The sequence below is a fragment of the Mesorhizobium sp. WSM4313 genome, from assembly GCF_002294725.1.
Taxonomy (GTDB): Bacteria; Pseudomonadota; Alphaproteobacteria; order Rhizobiales; family Rhizobiaceae; genus Mesorhizobium.
In genome coordinates this window covers 62075-77552 of sequence record NZ_NSFT01000003.1, presented here as the reverse complement: position 1 = coordinate 77552, position 15478 = coordinate 62075, and the positions used below count along the sequence as shown (strand labels likewise).

Annotated in this window: 17 protein-coding genes; 10 read left to right on the top strand and 7 right to left on the bottom strand. The window is 64.3% G+C overall.

The window, feature by feature from the left end:
• Positions 1-32: 32 nt before the first annotated feature.
• Both CK219_RS08230 and CK219_RS08225 read right to left on the bottom strand, forming a co-directional pair.
• Positions 33-1070, bottom strand: a complete 1038-nt coding sequence (locus CK219_RS08230; protein ID WP_095766284.1) for a zinc-binding dehydrogenase — start codon at positions 1068-1070, stop codon at positions 33-35.
• A gap of 5 nt (positions 1071-1075) precedes the next feature.
• Positions 1076-2317, bottom strand: a complete 1242-nt coding sequence (locus tag CK219_RS08225) for an acyl-CoA dehydrogenase family protein (protein ID WP_095766283.1) — start codon at positions 2315-2317, stop codon at positions 1076-1078.
• Positions 2318-2438: 121 nt separating this feature from the next.
• Between CK219_RS08225 and CK219_RS08220 the strand changes: the two genes are divergently transcribed.
• The 6 genes from CK219_RS08220 to CK219_RS08195 all read left to right on the top strand — a co-directional run bounded on the left by CK219_RS08220 (position 2439) and on the right by CK219_RS08195 (position 6806).
• On the top strand, positions 2439-3254 hold the full coding sequence (locus CK219_RS08220) for an SDR family oxidoreductase (RefSeq protein WP_095766282.1): 816 nt from the start codon (positions 2439-2441) through the stop codon (positions 3252-3254).
• A gap of 45 nt (positions 3255-3299) precedes the next feature.
• Positions 3300-3785, top strand: a complete 486-nt coding sequence (locus CK219_RS08215) for a MaoC family dehydratase (protein ID WP_280950883.1) — start codon at positions 3300-3302, stop codon at positions 3783-3785.
• Positions 3782-4819 carry a phosphotransferase family protein gene (locus CK219_RS08210; protein ID WP_095766280.1) on the top strand — a complete coding sequence of 346 codons (1038 nt, stop codon included), beginning with the start codon at positions 3782-3784 and terminating at the stop codon, positions 4817-4819. Before CK219_RS08215 ends, CK219_RS08210 begins: the two co-directional genes overlap by 4 nt.
• Before the next feature lie 18 nt (positions 4820-4837).
• A complete protein-coding gene (locus tag CK219_RS08205; protein ID WP_095766279.1) occupies positions 4838-5614 on the top strand; it encodes an SDR family oxidoreductase in 777 nt (258 codons plus the stop codon).
• A gap of 148 nt (positions 5615-5762) precedes the next feature.
• Positions 5763-6407, top strand: coding sequence for a TetR/AcrR family transcriptional regulator (locus tag CK219_RS08200; RefSeq protein ID WP_095766278.1), 645 nt, complete (start codon positions 5763-5765; stop codon positions 6405-6407).
• A 168-nt stretch (positions 6408-6575) separates the two neighbouring features.
• Complete coding sequence (locus CK219_RS08195) at positions 6576-6806, top strand: DUF680 domain-containing protein (protein ID WP_095766277.1); 231 nt, start codon at positions 6576-6578, stop codon at positions 6804-6806.
• A gap of 88 nt (positions 6807-6894) precedes the next feature.
• Here CK219_RS08195 and CK219_RS08190 read toward each other — a convergent pair whose 3' ends face one another.
• The 5 genes from CK219_RS08190 to CK219_RS08170 form a co-directional block, all read right to left on the bottom strand.
• Positions 6895-7119, bottom strand: a complete 225-nt coding sequence (locus tag CK219_RS08190) for a hypothetical protein (protein WP_095766276.1) — start codon at positions 7117-7119, stop codon at positions 6895-6897.
• A 72-nt stretch (positions 7120-7191) separates the two neighbouring features.
• Positions 7192-7776 (bottom strand): sarcosine oxidase subunit gamma, encoded by a 585-nt coding sequence (locus tag CK219_RS08185; RefSeq protein WP_095766275.1) that lies wholly within the window; start codon positions 7774-7776, stop codon positions 7192-7194.
• Complete coding sequence (locus CK219_RS08180; RefSeq protein WP_095766274.1) at positions 7769-10762, bottom strand: sarcosine oxidase subunit alpha; 2994 nt, start codon at positions 10760-10762, stop codon at positions 7769-7771. Before CK219_RS08180 ends, CK219_RS08185 begins: the two co-directional genes overlap by 8 nt.
• On the bottom strand, positions 10759-11055 hold the full coding sequence (locus CK219_RS08175) for a sarcosine oxidase subunit delta (protein WP_095766273.1): 297 nt from the start codon (positions 11053-11055) through the stop codon (positions 10759-10761). Before CK219_RS08175 ends, CK219_RS08180 begins: the two co-directional genes overlap by 4 nt.
• Before the next feature lie 86 nt (positions 11056-11141).
• A complete protein-coding gene (locus CK219_RS08170) occupies positions 11142-12395 on the bottom strand; it encodes a sarcosine oxidase subunit beta (RefSeq protein WP_095766272.1) in 1254 nt (417 codons plus the stop codon).
• Between the two features lie 254 nt (positions 12396-12649).
• On the opposite strand from CK219_RS08170, the gene CK219_RS08165 reads away from it, so the two are divergent.
• From CK219_RS08165 to CK219_RS08150, 4 genes are all read left to right on the top strand, one after another.
• The gene (locus CK219_RS08165; protein WP_095766695.1) at positions 12650-13408 is read left to right on the top strand and encodes an SDR family oxidoreductase; all 759 of its coding nucleotides are present in this window, start codon (positions 12650-12652) and stop codon (positions 13406-13408) included.
• Positions 13409-13517: 109 nt separating this feature from the next.
• A complete protein-coding gene (locus tag CK219_RS08160; RefSeq protein WP_095766271.1) occupies positions 13518-13904 on the top strand; it encodes an SET domain-containing protein-lysine N-methyltransferase in 387 nt (128 codons plus the stop codon).
• A gap of 178 nt (positions 13905-14082) precedes the next feature.
• The gene (gene rpsU, locus CK219_RS08155) at positions 14083-14349 is read left to right on the top strand and encodes a 30S ribosomal protein S21 (protein WP_027165252.1); all 267 of its coding nucleotides are present in this window, start codon (positions 14083-14085) and stop codon (positions 14347-14349) included.
• A 132-nt stretch (positions 14350-14481) separates the two neighbouring features.
• Positions 14482-15333, top strand: a complete 852-nt coding sequence (locus CK219_RS08150; protein ID WP_095766270.1) for a tetratricopeptide repeat protein — start codon at positions 14482-14484, stop codon at positions 15331-15333.
• Positions 15334-15478 lie beyond the last annotated feature (145 nt).

The window sequence follows — 15478 nt, the reverse complement described above, 5'->3', positions numbered from 1 at the left end:
GTCTGAACAGCTGTGATCGGCGCTCGATTGCCTCACGGCCTGATGAACACCTTTCCGTTTGGCTTGGCGAGCTCGGCCGGCAGCCTCGCCATCGCTTCGTCGAGCGGCACGACCGCGGTGACGTCGGTCGACCAGCGTCCATCGGAAAAGCGCTTCTGCGCTTCCAGCACCGCCGGGCCGAGCCTGTCGCGGAACTGGCGCATCCATTCGGCCAGCCAGAACCCTTCGACGCGCTTGTGCTGGAAGATCAGTTGGCCGGGCTCGCGGATCACCGTCGGCTCGGCGTCGAGCCTTCCATAGACGATCCAGCGCGCGCGTTTCGGCATGGCATTGAAGATGGTCGAAGCCAGCGGGCCGGTGACCGCGTCGAGGAAGATGCGCGGCTGCTCGGCCTTCATCGCCTCGCGCAAGACCGCCTCGAAATCCGCCGCTTTCTCGTTGAGCACATGGGCGGCGCCGAGCTCCTTCAGCTGCGGAATCTGCTCGTCGCGACGCACGGTGACGATCGGGCGGAAACCTTCCTCCTTCGCTAGGCCGATGATCAGCTTGCTGAGCTGGCTGGCGCCCGCGGTCATGATGAAGGATTTTTCGCCCTCCTCTCTGACGATGTCGAACATGGCCAAGGCCGTCAGCGGATTGACGATCATCGCTGCGCCGTCCTCGTCGCGCACGGTGTCGATAAGCGGAATGCAGGACACGGCCTCGGCAACCGCGTAATCCGCCCAAGCGCCCCAGTTCGACACGCCGGTGGCGAAGGCGACGCGTTTCCCTGCAAGGCTCCTTGCATAGGGATCGTCGCCCGTGGCGACGACGATGCCGACGCCCTCGAAGCCCGCCGGACGGCCCTTGACCCGCGGCTGGCCGTACTGGCCCTTGATGAAGGCGATGTCGGACGGGTTGATCGAGGCGAGGCTGACCTTGATCAGCGCCTGCGAGGGACCGGGCGCCGGCACCTCGATGCTGCCGGGCTGGAGGTAAGGCTCCATCGCCTCCAGCGCAGCCGCCGAGGGCGTCCTGGTGTAACCGTCGCCGACAAGCAGCAGACCCTGCATTTGCGAAGGAAGCGTCATGGCCGTCAGACCTTTTCCTGCGTGTATTTCTTCAGTTCCGTGCGCGCCACCTGCCGCCGGTGCACCGCGTCCGGCCCGTCGGCCAGCCGCAATGTCCTCAAATGCGTCCACGAGCGGGCGAGCGGCGTGTCCTGGCTGATGCCTTGCGCACCGAACATCTGGACTGCCTCGTCCGTGACTTTCAGCGCGACGCGCGGCGCCACCACCTTGATCTGGCTGATCCAGGGCGCGGCCGCGCGAGCGTCCCCCTGATCGATCATCCAGGCAGCCTTGAGGCATAAGAGCCTCGCCATCTCGATCTCCATCCGGCATTCGGCGATGATGTCGAAATTGGCGCCGAGCTTTGCCAGCGGCTGGCCGAAGGCCTCGCGCCGCACCGAGCGTTGGCACAGCATCTCCAGCGCCATCTCGGCCTGGCCGATCGCGCGCATGCAGTGATGGATGCGGCCAGGCCCCAGCCGCCTCTGCGCGATCTCGAAACCTCTGCCCTCGCCGAGGATCAAATTCTCCGCCGGCACCTGCACATTCTCGAATCTCAGATGCATATGCCCATGCGGCGCGTCGTCATCGCCATAGACCTGCATGGGCCGCAGCTTGGCGATGCCCTTGCTGTCGGAGGGCACCAGGATCATCGAATGCCGGCGATGTTGCGGCTCCTCGTCCGATCCCGTCCTGATCATGACGATATAGATGGCGCAGCGCGGATCTCCCGCTCCGGAAGCCCACCATTTTTCGCCGTTCAGCACATAGTCCTCGCCGCGGCGCTCGCAGCGCATCGAAATGTTGGTGGCGTCCGAGGACGCCACGTCCGGCTCGGTCATCAGATAGGCCGAGCGTATTTTCCCCTCGAGCAGCGGCTCCAGCCAGTCGCGCTTGTGCGCTTCCGAGCCGTATCGCTCCAGCACCTCCATGTTGCCGGTGTCAGGCGCCGAGCAGTTGAAGGTTTCGGCGCCGAGATGCGCCTTGCCCATCTCCTCCGCCAGATAGGCGTATTCGACGGTGGAAAGGCCGTAGCCGCGCTTGGAATCGGTGAGCCAGAAATTCCACAAGCCGCGCTCGCGCGCCGTCTTCTTCAAGCCTTCCAGGATTTCCGTCTGCCTGGCCGTGTAGGCCCAGCGGTCCCCATTCTTGCCGACCTCGGCGAGAAACTCTTCGCCGAGCGGCGCGATCTCGTCGCGCACCATCGCCGCCACGCGCTGATGGATCGGCTTCAGCCGCTCGGTCATGCCGAGATTCATGTCCGCCATCGCTTCCGCCTTTCCCGAAGATAAATCTTTACCCGTGGCAAGGATGACCGTACTTCGGCTAGCCTTGTCAACGCGAGTCCTTGGGCGAGTTCCCCTGCCGGGCAGGATGCGGAGAAACACGATGAGCTATCTGGACTGGCTGTTCTCCGTCACCGGCAAGGCCGCGCTGGTGACGGGCGCGGCGACCGGCATCGGCCGTATGGTGGCGACCGGTCTGGTGCGCGCCGGCGCTCATGTGATGATCGCTTCGCGCAAGGGCGAGGATTGCGCGAAAGTCGCCAACGAATTGAACGCGCTCGGCGGCTCCGGCCATGCCGAGGGCTTTGCCGGCGACGTGTCGAGCGAAGCGGGCATTGCGGCACTCGTCGCCGAGGTCAAGGCACGCACGGAACGCCTGCACATCCTGGTCAACAATGCCGGCATTTCCTGGGGCGCGCCGCTGCAGGATTTCCCCTACCACGCCTGGGCCAAGGTGTTCGGCGTCAACGTCACCGCCGTCTTCCACCTGACGCGGGAGCTCTTGCCGCTTCTCGATGCCGCCGCGAGCGACGAGGATCCTGCCCGCGTCATCAATCTCGGCTCGGTGATGGGCACCCAGCCGTTGGCCGACGACGCCTATTCCTACGCCGCCTCGAAAGCGGCGGTGCATCATTTGACGCGCACGCTGGCGATCGAGTTCGCCGCCCGCCGCATCACCGTCAACGCCTTTGCGCCCGGTCCTTTCCAGAGCCGCATGACGGCCTTTGCCACCGCGACCGAGGAGCAGGCGAAACATGTCGGTAACCATGTTCCGCTTGGCCGCATCGGCGTGGCGGATGACATTGCCGGCGCAACGCTTTATTTGTGCAGCCGAGCCGGAAGCTATGTCACCGGCGCCATCCTGCCTATCGACGGCGGCCAGTCGGTGCAGCATGGCATGACTTTGTTCAAGGAATAAGGTGCCCGGTTCGAGGAATCGCGATCCGGGCGGGTTGCGGAGGACATCAGTGTGGAACCGATCAGTCTCGATACGCTTCTGGCAAGCGTCGGCAAGGAGGTCGGCGTCTCGCCCTGGCGAACGGTGACGCAGCGCATGATCGACCAGTTCGCCGATGCGACCGACGACCATCAGTTCATCCATTGCGATCCTGAGCGCGCCGCGCGCGAGACGCCGTTTGGCGGCACCATCGCGCATGGCTTCCTGTCGCTGTCGCTTTTGTCGGCAATGACCTTCGAGACCATGCCGCCGCTGGAAAACAGCAAGATGGGCGTCAACCACGGCTTCGACACGCTGCGTTTCCTGGCGCCGGTGAAGACGGGTTCGCGCATCCGCACCCGCTTCGTGCTGGCTGACGTCAAGGTCAGGCCGTCCGGCTGGGTGCAGACGGCGCATGACGTGACCATCGAGATCGAAGGCTCGAAGAAGCCGGCGCTGACGGCGCGCTGGCTGACCTTGACGCTGATCGAGCGCCAACCCGAGAACGCATGAGCGGCGAGGCCGGTGCCATAGACCAGGCGGCCCTTGCGCCCTACCTCGAGGCGCATATCCCGGGTTTTGCCGGCCTGTCGGCGATTGAAAAATTCAAGTCCGGGCAGTCCAATCCGACCTATCTTTTGACAGTCGCCAGCGGCCGCTACGTGTTGCGCGCCAAGCCGCCGGGACAGTTGCTGAAATCCGCGCATCAGGTCGACCGGGAATTCCGGGTGATGCAGGCGCTTGCCGGCACGGCGGTGCCGGTGCCGCGCATGCTGCATCTTTCCGGCGAAGACTCCCCGATCGGCCGCATGTTCTACGTCATGGAGTTCCTCGACGGCCGCATCTTCTGGGATCCGTCACTGCCGGACGCATCCGGCAATGACGAGCGCGCCGCGATCTACGATGCCATGAATGCGACGCTCGCCGCCTTGCACGATATCGATGTGGACGCCGTCGGACTTGGCGATTTCGGCCGGCCCGGCAGCTATTTCGAGCGCCAGCTCGCGCGCTGGACCAGCCAGTACAAGGCCTCCGAAACCGAAACCATAACAGACATGGACAGGCTGATTGCCTGGCTCGAAACGCATATGCCTGCCGATGACGGCCGCGTCTCGCTTGTCCATGGCGATTACCGGCTGGACAACATGATGTTCGCGCCGGGCGCGCCGAAGATCATCGCGCTGCTCGACTGGGAGCTGTCGACGCTCGGGCATCCCTTCGCCGACCTTGCCTATCAATGCATGCAGTGGCGTCTGCCGCATGCCTCGGGCTTTCGCGGCCTCGGTGGCATCGACCGCGCCGCTGCCGGCCTGCCTTCCGAGCAAGCCTATGTCGAGGCCTACTGCAGACGGCGCGGCATCGAGAAGATAGACAACTGGACCTTCTTCCTCGCCTTCTCCTTCTTCCGGCTGGCGGCGATCTGCCAGGGCGTCTACCGCCGCGCGCTGGACGGCAACGCCTCCAATCCGGAAAAGGCAAGGACCTACGGCCAGGCGGTAAAACTGCTCTCCGCGCTCGCAGTGGAACTGATTGACGAGAACAGCTGAACGCGGAGAAGCCGGGGAATGGGCCGTTTCGATGGGATGACGGTGCTGATCACCGGCGCGACCGGCGGTCTCGGCAGCGGCGCGGCAAAGGCCTTCGCCGCGGAAGGGGCACGGCTCGTTCTGTCCGACCTCGACGAGTCTGCGCTTGGCGATTTCGCCGCAACGCTCGACGCCGAGACGGCTCACCTTGCCGGCAACATCGCCGACGAAAAGCTCTCGGAGGATCTGGTGAAGCTGGCCGTGCAAAAGTTCGGCCGGCTCGACATCGCCGTCAACAATGCCGGCATCGTCCACTCCTTCGTACGCCTGCCGCAGGTCACCTCGGAGGAAGCGCGCCGCGTGGTGGAGGTCGACCTGCTCGGCGTCTTCTATGCCATGAAACACCAGATTCCTCAGTTGGAACGGCAATTCCGGGAAAGCGGCAAGGGCGGCGTCATCGTCAACATCGCCTCGGTCGCCGGCCTCTCAGGCGCGCCGAAGCTTTCGGTCTATGCCGCCGCCAAGCACGGCGTCGTCGGGCTGACGCGCTCGGCTGCCGTGGAATACGCCAGCAAGGGCATACGCATCAACGCGGTCTGCCCGGCTCACACCCGCACCGCGATGGTCGACGGCTTCGTGCGTTTCACCGGAGCGCCCGAAGCCGAAGCGATGGCCGAGCTCACGCGCGGCGTGCCGATGAAGCGTGTCGGCGAGGTCGACGAGATCACCACCGGCATCCTGTTCCTCGCCGACCCGGCCAATTCCTTCATGACCGGCCACGCTCTGGCGCTCGACGGCGGCATTGGCGCTATCTGAGCAATTTCAGGAAAAGTGCCTTAGCGGTTTTTCGTCCGCAATTGCGTTAAAACGCAGAGCGCACGCAAGGGAACTGGAGGCGCCCTTGTCCGTTTCCGTACGGCGTATATAATTTCGTCAGGCAACCAATCACAAAGGCAAGCATATATTGGCGCTAAGCGTTCAGAAACGCCGCGAAAAACAGAAGGCGGAGCTTCGCTCCGAACTGGTCGCGGCGGCTCACAAGCTGGTTCAGGAAGAAGGCTATGAGGGCCTGACCATCCGAAAGCTGGCCAAGCGGGTCGGCTATGCGCCGATGTCGGTCTATTCCTATTTCGCCGACAAGCAGGACATTCTGTTCGCGCTCGCCGAAGACGCCTTCGAAACGCTCGCGCGGCGCATCGAGGAGCATCCCGCCGACGATCCGATCGAGGCGCTCAAGGCGGTGATGACCGAATACGCGGCTTTCGGGCTCGGCAACCCCAACGAATATCGCACCGTCTTCATGACCGAGAAGACCAAGCTGCCTGAAGGACGCAGCTACGCGGACATGGAAGAAGGCAATCCGGCCATGAAGGTGCTGATCAAACGCGTCGAGGCCTGCGTTGCCGCCGGCAGGCTCAAGGGCGACCCGCGCGCCATCGCCACCATGCTGTGGACCGTCGGCCACGGTACGATCTCGCTCTTGATCACCTTTCCCTTCTATCCGTTCGGCGACGCCCAGGCCTATGTGAAGCGCATGTGCGATTTCACGCTGGCGGGGTTGCAGGCACAGGATATTCCGCCGCTGACCGCAACGCCCGTCAACTGCTGATCTCTTTGATCGTCGGCTTGCACCGCTTCGCTTGATTTGCGGCGCCGGATTCCTGTGTTCAAAAAAATTTGTCGTACACGTACAGATTCCTCCTTGAATTCCGACTTCATTAACCGTATTTGTACACTGCATCGTACGTGTACGAAAAAGATTGACTGGAGACGGAAAATGAAGAAGACCATCCTTGCTCTCGCCACCGTGCTAGCTTTCTCGGGTACCGCTTTCGCCGGCGCAAGCCAGCCGGCCAAGCACGCTCCCGCGGCTTGCGCTCAGACCAACGCCAGCGTGAAGCTCGACTGCACCTCGACCGGTTCGGTGGAAAAGGCCGACGCCAACAAGACGACGAAGAGCCCGCGGCTCGGCATCGATGTCAGCCCCTGGTTCGTGCCCGGCCTCTGAGCACTATTGGCAAGACTTCGAACGAAAACGGGCGGCATTTGGCCGCCCTTTTTCGTTTCTGCCCGCGCCCCTGAGGACCTGCTCAAGCCTATTTCTTGCTCGGTTTCGTTCCTGCCGCGGTCCTGGCCTTATTCGGCTTTGCCGGTCTGCCGGGAATGGAAGTGCTGGTGATCGATACCGGGTCGCTGGCGGGAAATGTGTCCTCGAGGCCTTCCTCGAGTTCCTCTTCCTCGACCTCATGGCGCCGCTCCTGCTCCAGCGAACGGACTGCAGCTGTCTTCTTGGACGACTTCGGCGCGGATTTGGACGGCATCGGCACTCTCCCTCGCAAGCCGCAGAAACGGCATTGACTGGCGATGGTTCCTTGGAAACGACGCCGCGAAGCTCAGTTCGCCGCGTCGCCCGCCGCTTCCGAAAGCAGAGTAAAGACATAGTCCGAGAAGGAACGCCAGCATTCCACCCGGAATGTATCGGCCGCGCTGCGCAGCAGCACGATCTCGGATTTGCCGAGAATGGTGCGCGAGGCAGCACCGAGCGGGAAAGCCTCGAGCGACAGGTCCTGCGGGCAACCCGAATTGACCGCCGCTGCAGCCGCCGGCCCGACAACCGAAATCGCGACATTGCGATGCGAGATGCCGACCGCCGAATGCAGCATTGTCACCTTGGCGCAGTCGGCGAGCGGATCCTTGCCCGCCTCGTCGATGATCATCCATTCGTCGGGCCCGAGCCACAGCGCCGTGCGCCCGTCCTTGGTTGCCGAAGTCTTGGGCTTTGTCGGCAGCGTGAGGCCGAGCGCCTTGGAAAGCGCGGCAAGCGACGCCTGGGGGGCGCGCAGCGAGATGCGTTCAGCCGGCGGCAGCATCTCGACCTTGACGCCCGGCGCCGACAGCGTGCGGCCGGCAAGCGCGGGCCGACGCTCGACGGAGGTGGAAGCAGCAGCGGCTTTTGTCTTGGCAGCGGCCTTAGCCATTGAGGCGTTCTCCCTTCTCGTCGACGAACACCATGCCGGTGACTTCCACCTCGATCGTGCCGTTCGGCATCGGCACATAGAGCGTCTGGCCCATGCGGTCGCGGCCGCCGGCGACGAGCGCCAGCGCGATCGAGCGACTGCAATTCTCCGACCAGTAGCTGGAGGTGACGTGGCCGATCATCTTCATCGGGATCGCCTGCTTCGGGTCGGCGACGATCTGCGCGCCCTCTTCCAGCACGACCTTCGGGTCCTTGGTCTTCAGGCCGACCAGCTGCTTGCGGCCCTTGGCTACAAGGTCCGGCCGGGTCAGGCCGCGGATGCCGACGAAATCGGTCTTCTTCTTGCCGACCGCCCAGTCGAGCCCTGCATCGTTCGGCGTCACCGTGCCGTCGGTATCCTGGCCGACGATGATGTAGCCCTTTTCGGCGCGCAGCACGTGCATCGTCTCGGTGCCGTAGGCGGTCGCGCCATGCTTCTGGCCTTCGGCCCACAGCGCTTCCCAGACGGCCTCGCCGTAATCGGCCGGCACGTTGACCTCGAAACCGCGCTCGCCGGTGAAGGACATGCGGAACAGCCTTGTCGGCACGCCGCAGATCTTGCCCTCGCGCACCGACATATGCGGCATCGCCTCGTCCGACATGTCGATGCCCTCGACCAGCGGCGCGATGATGTCGCGCGACTTGGGCCCCTGCACGGCAATGACAGCCCATTGCTCGGTGATCGAGGTCAGCCACACATTGAGATGCGGGAACTCGGTCTGGAGGTAATCCTCCATGTGGTTCATGACGCGCGGCGCGCCGCCGGTGGTCGTCGTCACGTGGAAGCGGTCCGGCGCCAGCCTGCCGACGACGCCATCGTCATAGATGAAGCCGTCCTCGCGCAGCATGATGCCGTAACGGCAGCGGCCGGTTTCCAGCTTCTCCCAGGGATTGGTGTAGAGCAGTTCCATGAACTTCGCCGCGTCCGGCCCGACCACCTCGATCTTGCCGAGCGTGGAGGCGTCGAACAGGCCGGCGGCCTTGCGCACCGTCACGCATTCGCGGTCGACGGCGGCATGCATGTCCTCGCCCGCTTTGGGGAAATACCAGGCGCGCTTCCAGTGGCCGACATCCTCGAACACCGCACCTTGCGACGCGGCCCAGCCATGCGTTGCCGTGCGGCGGGTCGGGTCGAACAAGGCGCCGCGCGCGTGGCCGACGATCGAGCCGAACGTCACCGGCGTGTAAGGTGCCCGGAAGGTGGTGAGGCCGACCTGCGGGATCGGCTTGCCGAGCGTCTCGGCGGCGATCGCCAGGCCGTGCATGTTCGACGTCTTGCCCTGGTCGGTCGCCATACCGTTGGTGGTGAAGCGCTTGACGTGCTCGATCGAGTGCATGCCTTCATGCACCGCCTGGCGGATGTCCTTGGCAGTGACGTCGTTCTGGAAATCGACAAAGGCCTTGACCGTCGTGCCCGGGCCGGCACCGGGCGCGGCGCCCAACATACCGCGCGACCAGTTCTCGCCGGCGTCGACCTTGGGCTTGGCGCCCTTGCCAACCTTGCCGTCGGCCTCCTTCGCCGCCTTGGCGCCCGCCGCGTAAGCCTCGTCAACTGAGGCGGCCAGCCCGTCGGTACCGTTGCAGGCGCCGACCGAGACGCAGTCCTGCGCGTAGGTGCCCGGCACGAAGCGCTTGGTCTCGTCGTTGAAGGCGACCTTGCCGCGCGATTGCGAGAACAGATGCACCGATGGCGTCCAGCCGGCCGACATGAGGATCGCGTCAACCGGGATGGTCCGCTCGCCGCCACCATTCTTCGGCTGCACGCTCATTGACGACACACGCAATTTGCCGCCGGCGCTGACCACCGCACGGCCAAAATTGATCTCGATGCCGAGCGCCCTCGCCTCGTCGATCACCGGTCCGGCCGGGTTGTCGCGCAGGTCGACGATCGCCGCGATGTTGATGCCGGCCTTCTTGAGGTCGATCGCGGCGGCGTAGGCGGAATCGTTGGCCGTATAGACGCCGATATTCCTGCCGACCGCGACGCCGTAATGGTTGAGGTAGGTGCGCGCCGCCGAAGCGAGCATCACACCCGGACGGTCGTTGTTGGCAAACACCATGTGGCGCTCGATGGCGCCGGTGGCGATCACGACGCGCTTGGCGCGAACCTGCCACAGGCGTTCTCGCGCAAGCTCCCGGCCCGGGCTCTTGAGATGGTCGCTGACTCGCTCGACCAGTCCGACGAAGTTCTGCGCGTAATAGCCGAAGGCGGTCGTGCGCGACAGCACGCGCACATTGTCCATCACCTTGAGCTTCGCGATCGCCGCTTGCGCCCACGCATAGCCGTCCTGGCCGTCGATCCTGGCGCCGCTCTCGAAGCGCAGGCTGCCGCCGAATTCGGCTTGCTCGTCGGCGACGATCACCCGCACGCCCGTTTCGGCCGCGGCGAGCGCGGCCGCGATGCCGGCGGCGCCGCCGCCCAGCACCAGCACCTCGCAATGCGCGTAGCGCGCGGCATAGTGGTCGGGATCCGGCTTGTCCGGCGAAACGCCGAGGCCCGCGGCAGCGCGGATCTTCGGCTCGTAGAGGTCCTTCCAGGCCCATTTCGGCCACATGAAGGTCTTGTAGTAGAAGCCGGCCGAAAACATCGGTGATGCGATGTCGTTGACGGCGCCGACGTCGAAGGCAAGCGACGGCCAGCGGTTCTGCGAGTTGGCCGTCAGCCCGTCATAGAGCTCCTGCACTGTCGCCCGCACATTCGGCGTCTTGCGCGCATCGTCGCGCACGATCTGCACCAGCGCGTTGGGTTCTTCCGCGCCGGCCGACAGGAAGCCGCGCGGACGGTGATATTTGAACGAGCGGCCGACCAGGTGCACGCCGTTGGCGAGCAGCGCCGAGGCCAGCGTGTCGCCCTCGATGCCGATATACGGCTTGTCGTCGAAGCTGAAGGAGGCAGTCTTCGCCTGGCTGAGGCGACCGGCGCCGGAAATGCGGAAGGCGGCGTTCATTTTGAGGCTCCCGGCAGCTTCGCGGGCTTCGGCTCGCCGGCCTTGTAGGTCATGACGAACCTGTCGGTGACCGTATCGCGCACCGCGTTGAAGAAGCGGGCGCAGCCATGGATGTGCCGCCAGCGCTCATAGACGACGCCTTTAGGGTTGGCGCGGATGAAGAAGAATTTCTCGAAATCGTCGTCGCTCTCGGCGGCAATGTTGGTCGGGCGCGCAATATGCGCCTCGCCGGCATTGCGGAACTCGAGTTCCGGGCGCTCTTCCTCGCAATAGGGGCAGCGGATGAGAAGCATTTTCGGTGGATCCTACAACTCGCCATGGCCGACGCGGGCGCCGGCCGGTTGATCGCAAAGCGGCATAAGGGTCATTTGGCCCATCGTCAGTGCGCCACAGCCGCCGCGGCGGCCTCGTCGATGAGACGCCCCGTGCGGAAGCGCTCGAGCGTGAAGGGCGCGTTGATCGCGTGCGGCTCGTCCCTCGCGATCGTATGCGCGAAGACATTGCCCGAGCCGGGCGTCGCCTTGAAGCCACCGGTGCCCCAGCCGCAATTGACGTAGAGGCCCTGGACCGGTGTCTTCGCCAGGATGGGCGAGCGGTCGGGGGTCACGTCGACGATGCCGCCCCAGGAGCGCAGCATCTTCATGCGGGTGAAGATCGGGAACATCTCGCAGATGGCGTCGAGCGTGTGCTGCAATATATGCAGGCCGCCGGTCTGCGAATAGGAGACATACTGGTCGGTGCCTGCGCCGATCACCAGCTCGCCCTTGTCCGACTGCGAGATATAGGCGTGCACCGTGTTCGACATCACCACACAGGGAACCACCGGCTTGACCGGCTCCGAGACCAGCGCCTGCAGCGGATAGCTTTCGAGCGGCATGCGCACGCCCGCCATGTTCATGATGACGGAGGAATGGCCGGCGGCGACCACGCCGACCTTCTTGGCGCCGATGAAGCCGCGCGTCGTCTCTACCCCGCTGACAGCGCCGTTCGCCGCGCGCTTGATGCCGGTGACCTCGCAATTCTGGATGATGTGCACGCCGCGCGCCGAAGCCCCGCGCGCATAGCCCCAGGCGACCGCGTCATGACGCGCCGTGCCGCCGCGGCGCTGCAGCGCGGCACCCATCACCGGATAGCGCGCCTCCCTGGAGATGTTGAGCGGCGGACAGAATTCCTTCGCCTGTTCGGGCGTCAGCCATTCATTGTCGATGCCGTTGAGGCGATTGGCATGGATATGGCGCTTGAACACCTGGACATCGTGCACGTTGTGCGCCAGCATCATGACGCCGCGCGGCGAATACATAACGTTGTAGTTGAGTTCCTGACTGAGCCCGTCCCACAGCTTCAGCGCATGATCGTAGATGCCGGCGCTTTCGTCATAGAGGTAGTTGGAGCGGATGATGGTGGTGTTGCGGCCGGTGTTGCCGCCGCCGAGCCAGCCCTTTTCCAGCACCGCGATGTTGGTGATGCCGTGCTCGCTCGCCAGATAATAGGCCGTCGCCAGGCCGTGTCCGCCGGCGCCGACGATGATAACGTCATATTCCTTCCTCGGCTCGGGCGACGTCCACTGCTCTTCCCAGCCTCTGTGGCCGCGCATCGCCTCGCGGGCAATGGCGAATACCGAGTATTTCTTCACGTTAAGCCTCGCGCCAGTAGCTTTCGCGGATTTGCGGCCAGGCATCCCTTGCCCCGGCTTGCGAGGTGTATCACTAGCGAAACCGCGTCGCCATCCTTGCGCTGTTTGCGACGGCGCTTGCCGTTTTGCGCCAGTGCCGCGCAATGCCCCCTGCGATGGCGGCAAGGCAACTTTCGGGTGGCTGCATCTATGTCGATTTGCGACCTATGCATCCAACCGCCGGCAAGCCCGGTACAGAGGAAGGATGCAAAGACATGTTCACCCTAACAAACAAGGTCGCCATCGTCACCGGCGCGAGCTCCGGCATCGGCCGCGCCACCGCCAAACTGTTTGCCGAGCAAGGCGCATCCCTGGTCGTCGCGGCCCGGCGTCAGGCCGAGCTCGACGTGCTCGTCGGCGAGATCGAAGCGGCCGGCGGCACGGCAGCCGCGCTTGCCGGCGATGTAAGGGAGGAGGCCTATGCGAAGGCGCTCGTCGAATTCGCCGTCGCAAGGTTTGGCGGCCTCGACATCGCCTTCAACAATGCCGGCGCCGTCGGCGTGATGGGACCGGTGACCGATATGGCGCCAGCCACCTGGCACGAGACGATGGACACCAATCTGACCAGCGCCTACCTCGCCGCAAGGCACCAGATACCGGCCATGCTGGAGCGCGGCGGCGGCTCCCTGATCTTCACCTCGAGCTTCGTCGGCTACACCGCCGGGATGCCGGGCATGGCGGCCTACGCCGCTGCCAAGGCCGGACTGATCGGCCTGACGCAGGTGCTCGCTGCCGAATACGGTCCGCAAGGGCTGCGCGTCAACGCACTGCTGCCCGGCGGCACCGACACGCCCGGCGCAACCACGACCACGCCCGAGGCGCGCGCTTTCGTCGAAGGCATTCATGCTTTGAAGCGCATGGCGCAGCCGGAAGAGATCGCCCGCTCCGCGCTTTACCTTGCCTCGGATGCGTCGAGCTTCACCACCGGAACCGCGCTGTTTGCCGATGGCGGTGTCTCGATCAACCGGACATGATCTATTTTGGCAGACGACAGAAATGTCCATCCGCCAAAATGTTGCGATGCGGCCTTGCATTCCCGTTCATTTTGACGATTTTCGTTTCCGTCGAAATCGGACCGGAACGATGCTGCTGATCAGAACCTATGTTGCCCAGAGCGCCATCGAAGGGGTCGGGGTCTTCGCCGCCGAGCCGATCCGCAAGGGCGCTTCGATCTGGCGCCTCGATCCGGATTTCGACCGGCTGATCCCGATGGATAAATATGAGGCGGCGCCGCCGCATCTGCGCGAGTTGCTCGACCGCTATGCCTATCCGAGCCCGGACAAGCCCGGCTTCATGGTTTATGAGGTGGACAATGGCCGCTTCATGAACCATTCGGAGCGGCCGAACACGGATTTCTCGCAGTATGGCGGCGCCACAGCCATTCGCGACATCGCCGCAGGCGAGGAAATCACCTGCGATTATGGTGAGTTTTTCGAGGACTTTGCGCGCCACCATCTGGCGACCGCGTAGCGCGAGCAAACATGCGCGCGCAGCGCTCGGGTTTTTGATCGCCGTTCGCGCAATCGGAGGTGGACATCCCAGCCTGATTCTGCTATCAGCCGCCACAATTCGCGGTGCAATTCGCCGCGGAGGCATGTCAGCTATGGCTGTTTGCCTAATGATTTCAAACCCGAAGACAGGATTGCCCGTGCAGGTACTCGTCCGCGATAACAACGTTGATCAGGCGCTTCGCGCGCTGAAGAAGAAGATGCAGCGCGAAGGTATTTTCCGCGAAATGAAGATGCGCGGTCACTACGAGAAGCCGTCCGAGAAGCGTGCCCGCGAGAAGGCCGAGGCCGTGCGCCGCGCCCGCAAGCTGGCCCGCAAGCGCGCTCAGCGCGAAGGCCTGCTGCCGATGACCCCGCGCCCGGCTCCGGCTGGTGCCGCCGGCGCATCGCGCTCGCCGCGCTCATAACGCCTATTTTTCGTCCTTTTCGAAGGATACCGAAGGTGGCGCGATGCGGAATCGCCGCCACCTTTTTGTTTATGTATTGGAGCCGGTTCGGAGAGGGAACGGACTGACGGCGCTGCGGCAGTGAGGACAAAGATGAACGCAATTACCGTGGAGCGCAAAACCGCTTTTCGCGGCTTCGCCCTGACGGCGGCCCTGCTTTCGGGTCTGATGCTTGCAGCATGCCAGACGACCCCGACGGGTGAGTTCAACTCGATCGACAAGGCGCAGGGATCGAGCGAGAACATCTCCTCGCTTTCGGCGGTCATCCAGCGCAATCCGCAGGATCCCGAGGGCTATAACGTGCGCGGCTCGGCCTATGGCCGCGGCGGCCAGTACCAGGCGGCGCTCAAGGACTTCAACCAGGCGATCCAGCTCAATCCGAACTTCTACCAGGCCTATTCGAATCGCGCGCTGATCCAGCGCTTCCTCGGCAATCAGGAAGCCGCTTTGGCCGACTACAACCGCTCGATCCAGATCAACGCCAACTACGACGCAGCCTATATCGGCCGCGGCAATCTCTACCGCAAGGCGGGCCGCACCCAAGATGCCTTCAACGACTTCCAGAAGGCGATCCAACTCGACACCACCGATGCCCGCGCCTACCACAATCGCGGCCTGATCTATCAGAGCCAGGGCCAGCACAAATTCGCCATCGAGGATTTCTCGACCGCGATCTCGCTGGCGCCGGACGCCGCCGAACCCTACAACGGCCGCGGCCTCTCCTATCTGGCGACAGGCGACGAGGACAACGCCTTCTCCGACTTCAACATGGCCATCAAGCTCGACGGCAAGAACGCCGAGGCCTGGGCCAACCAGGCGCTGATCTACGAAAAGCGCGGCGACAAGGGCAGGGCCGCCAAGTCCTACCGCGAGGCTGTCCACCTCGACCCCAACTACCAGCCGGCCAAGGACGGTCTGTCGCGCACCGGCGGCAACGCCAGCTGATCTCAAGCCGACGCCGGAAGGGTGTATTGCACGGCGCTTGGGCGTCGTTCCCGGTCACCGTCGGCGGCCGCGATGATGCGCTGCGGAGACGCCGATAGCGATCCGTTAACCGCCCCGGGCAATGCGTTAACCCTTGCCATGTTCG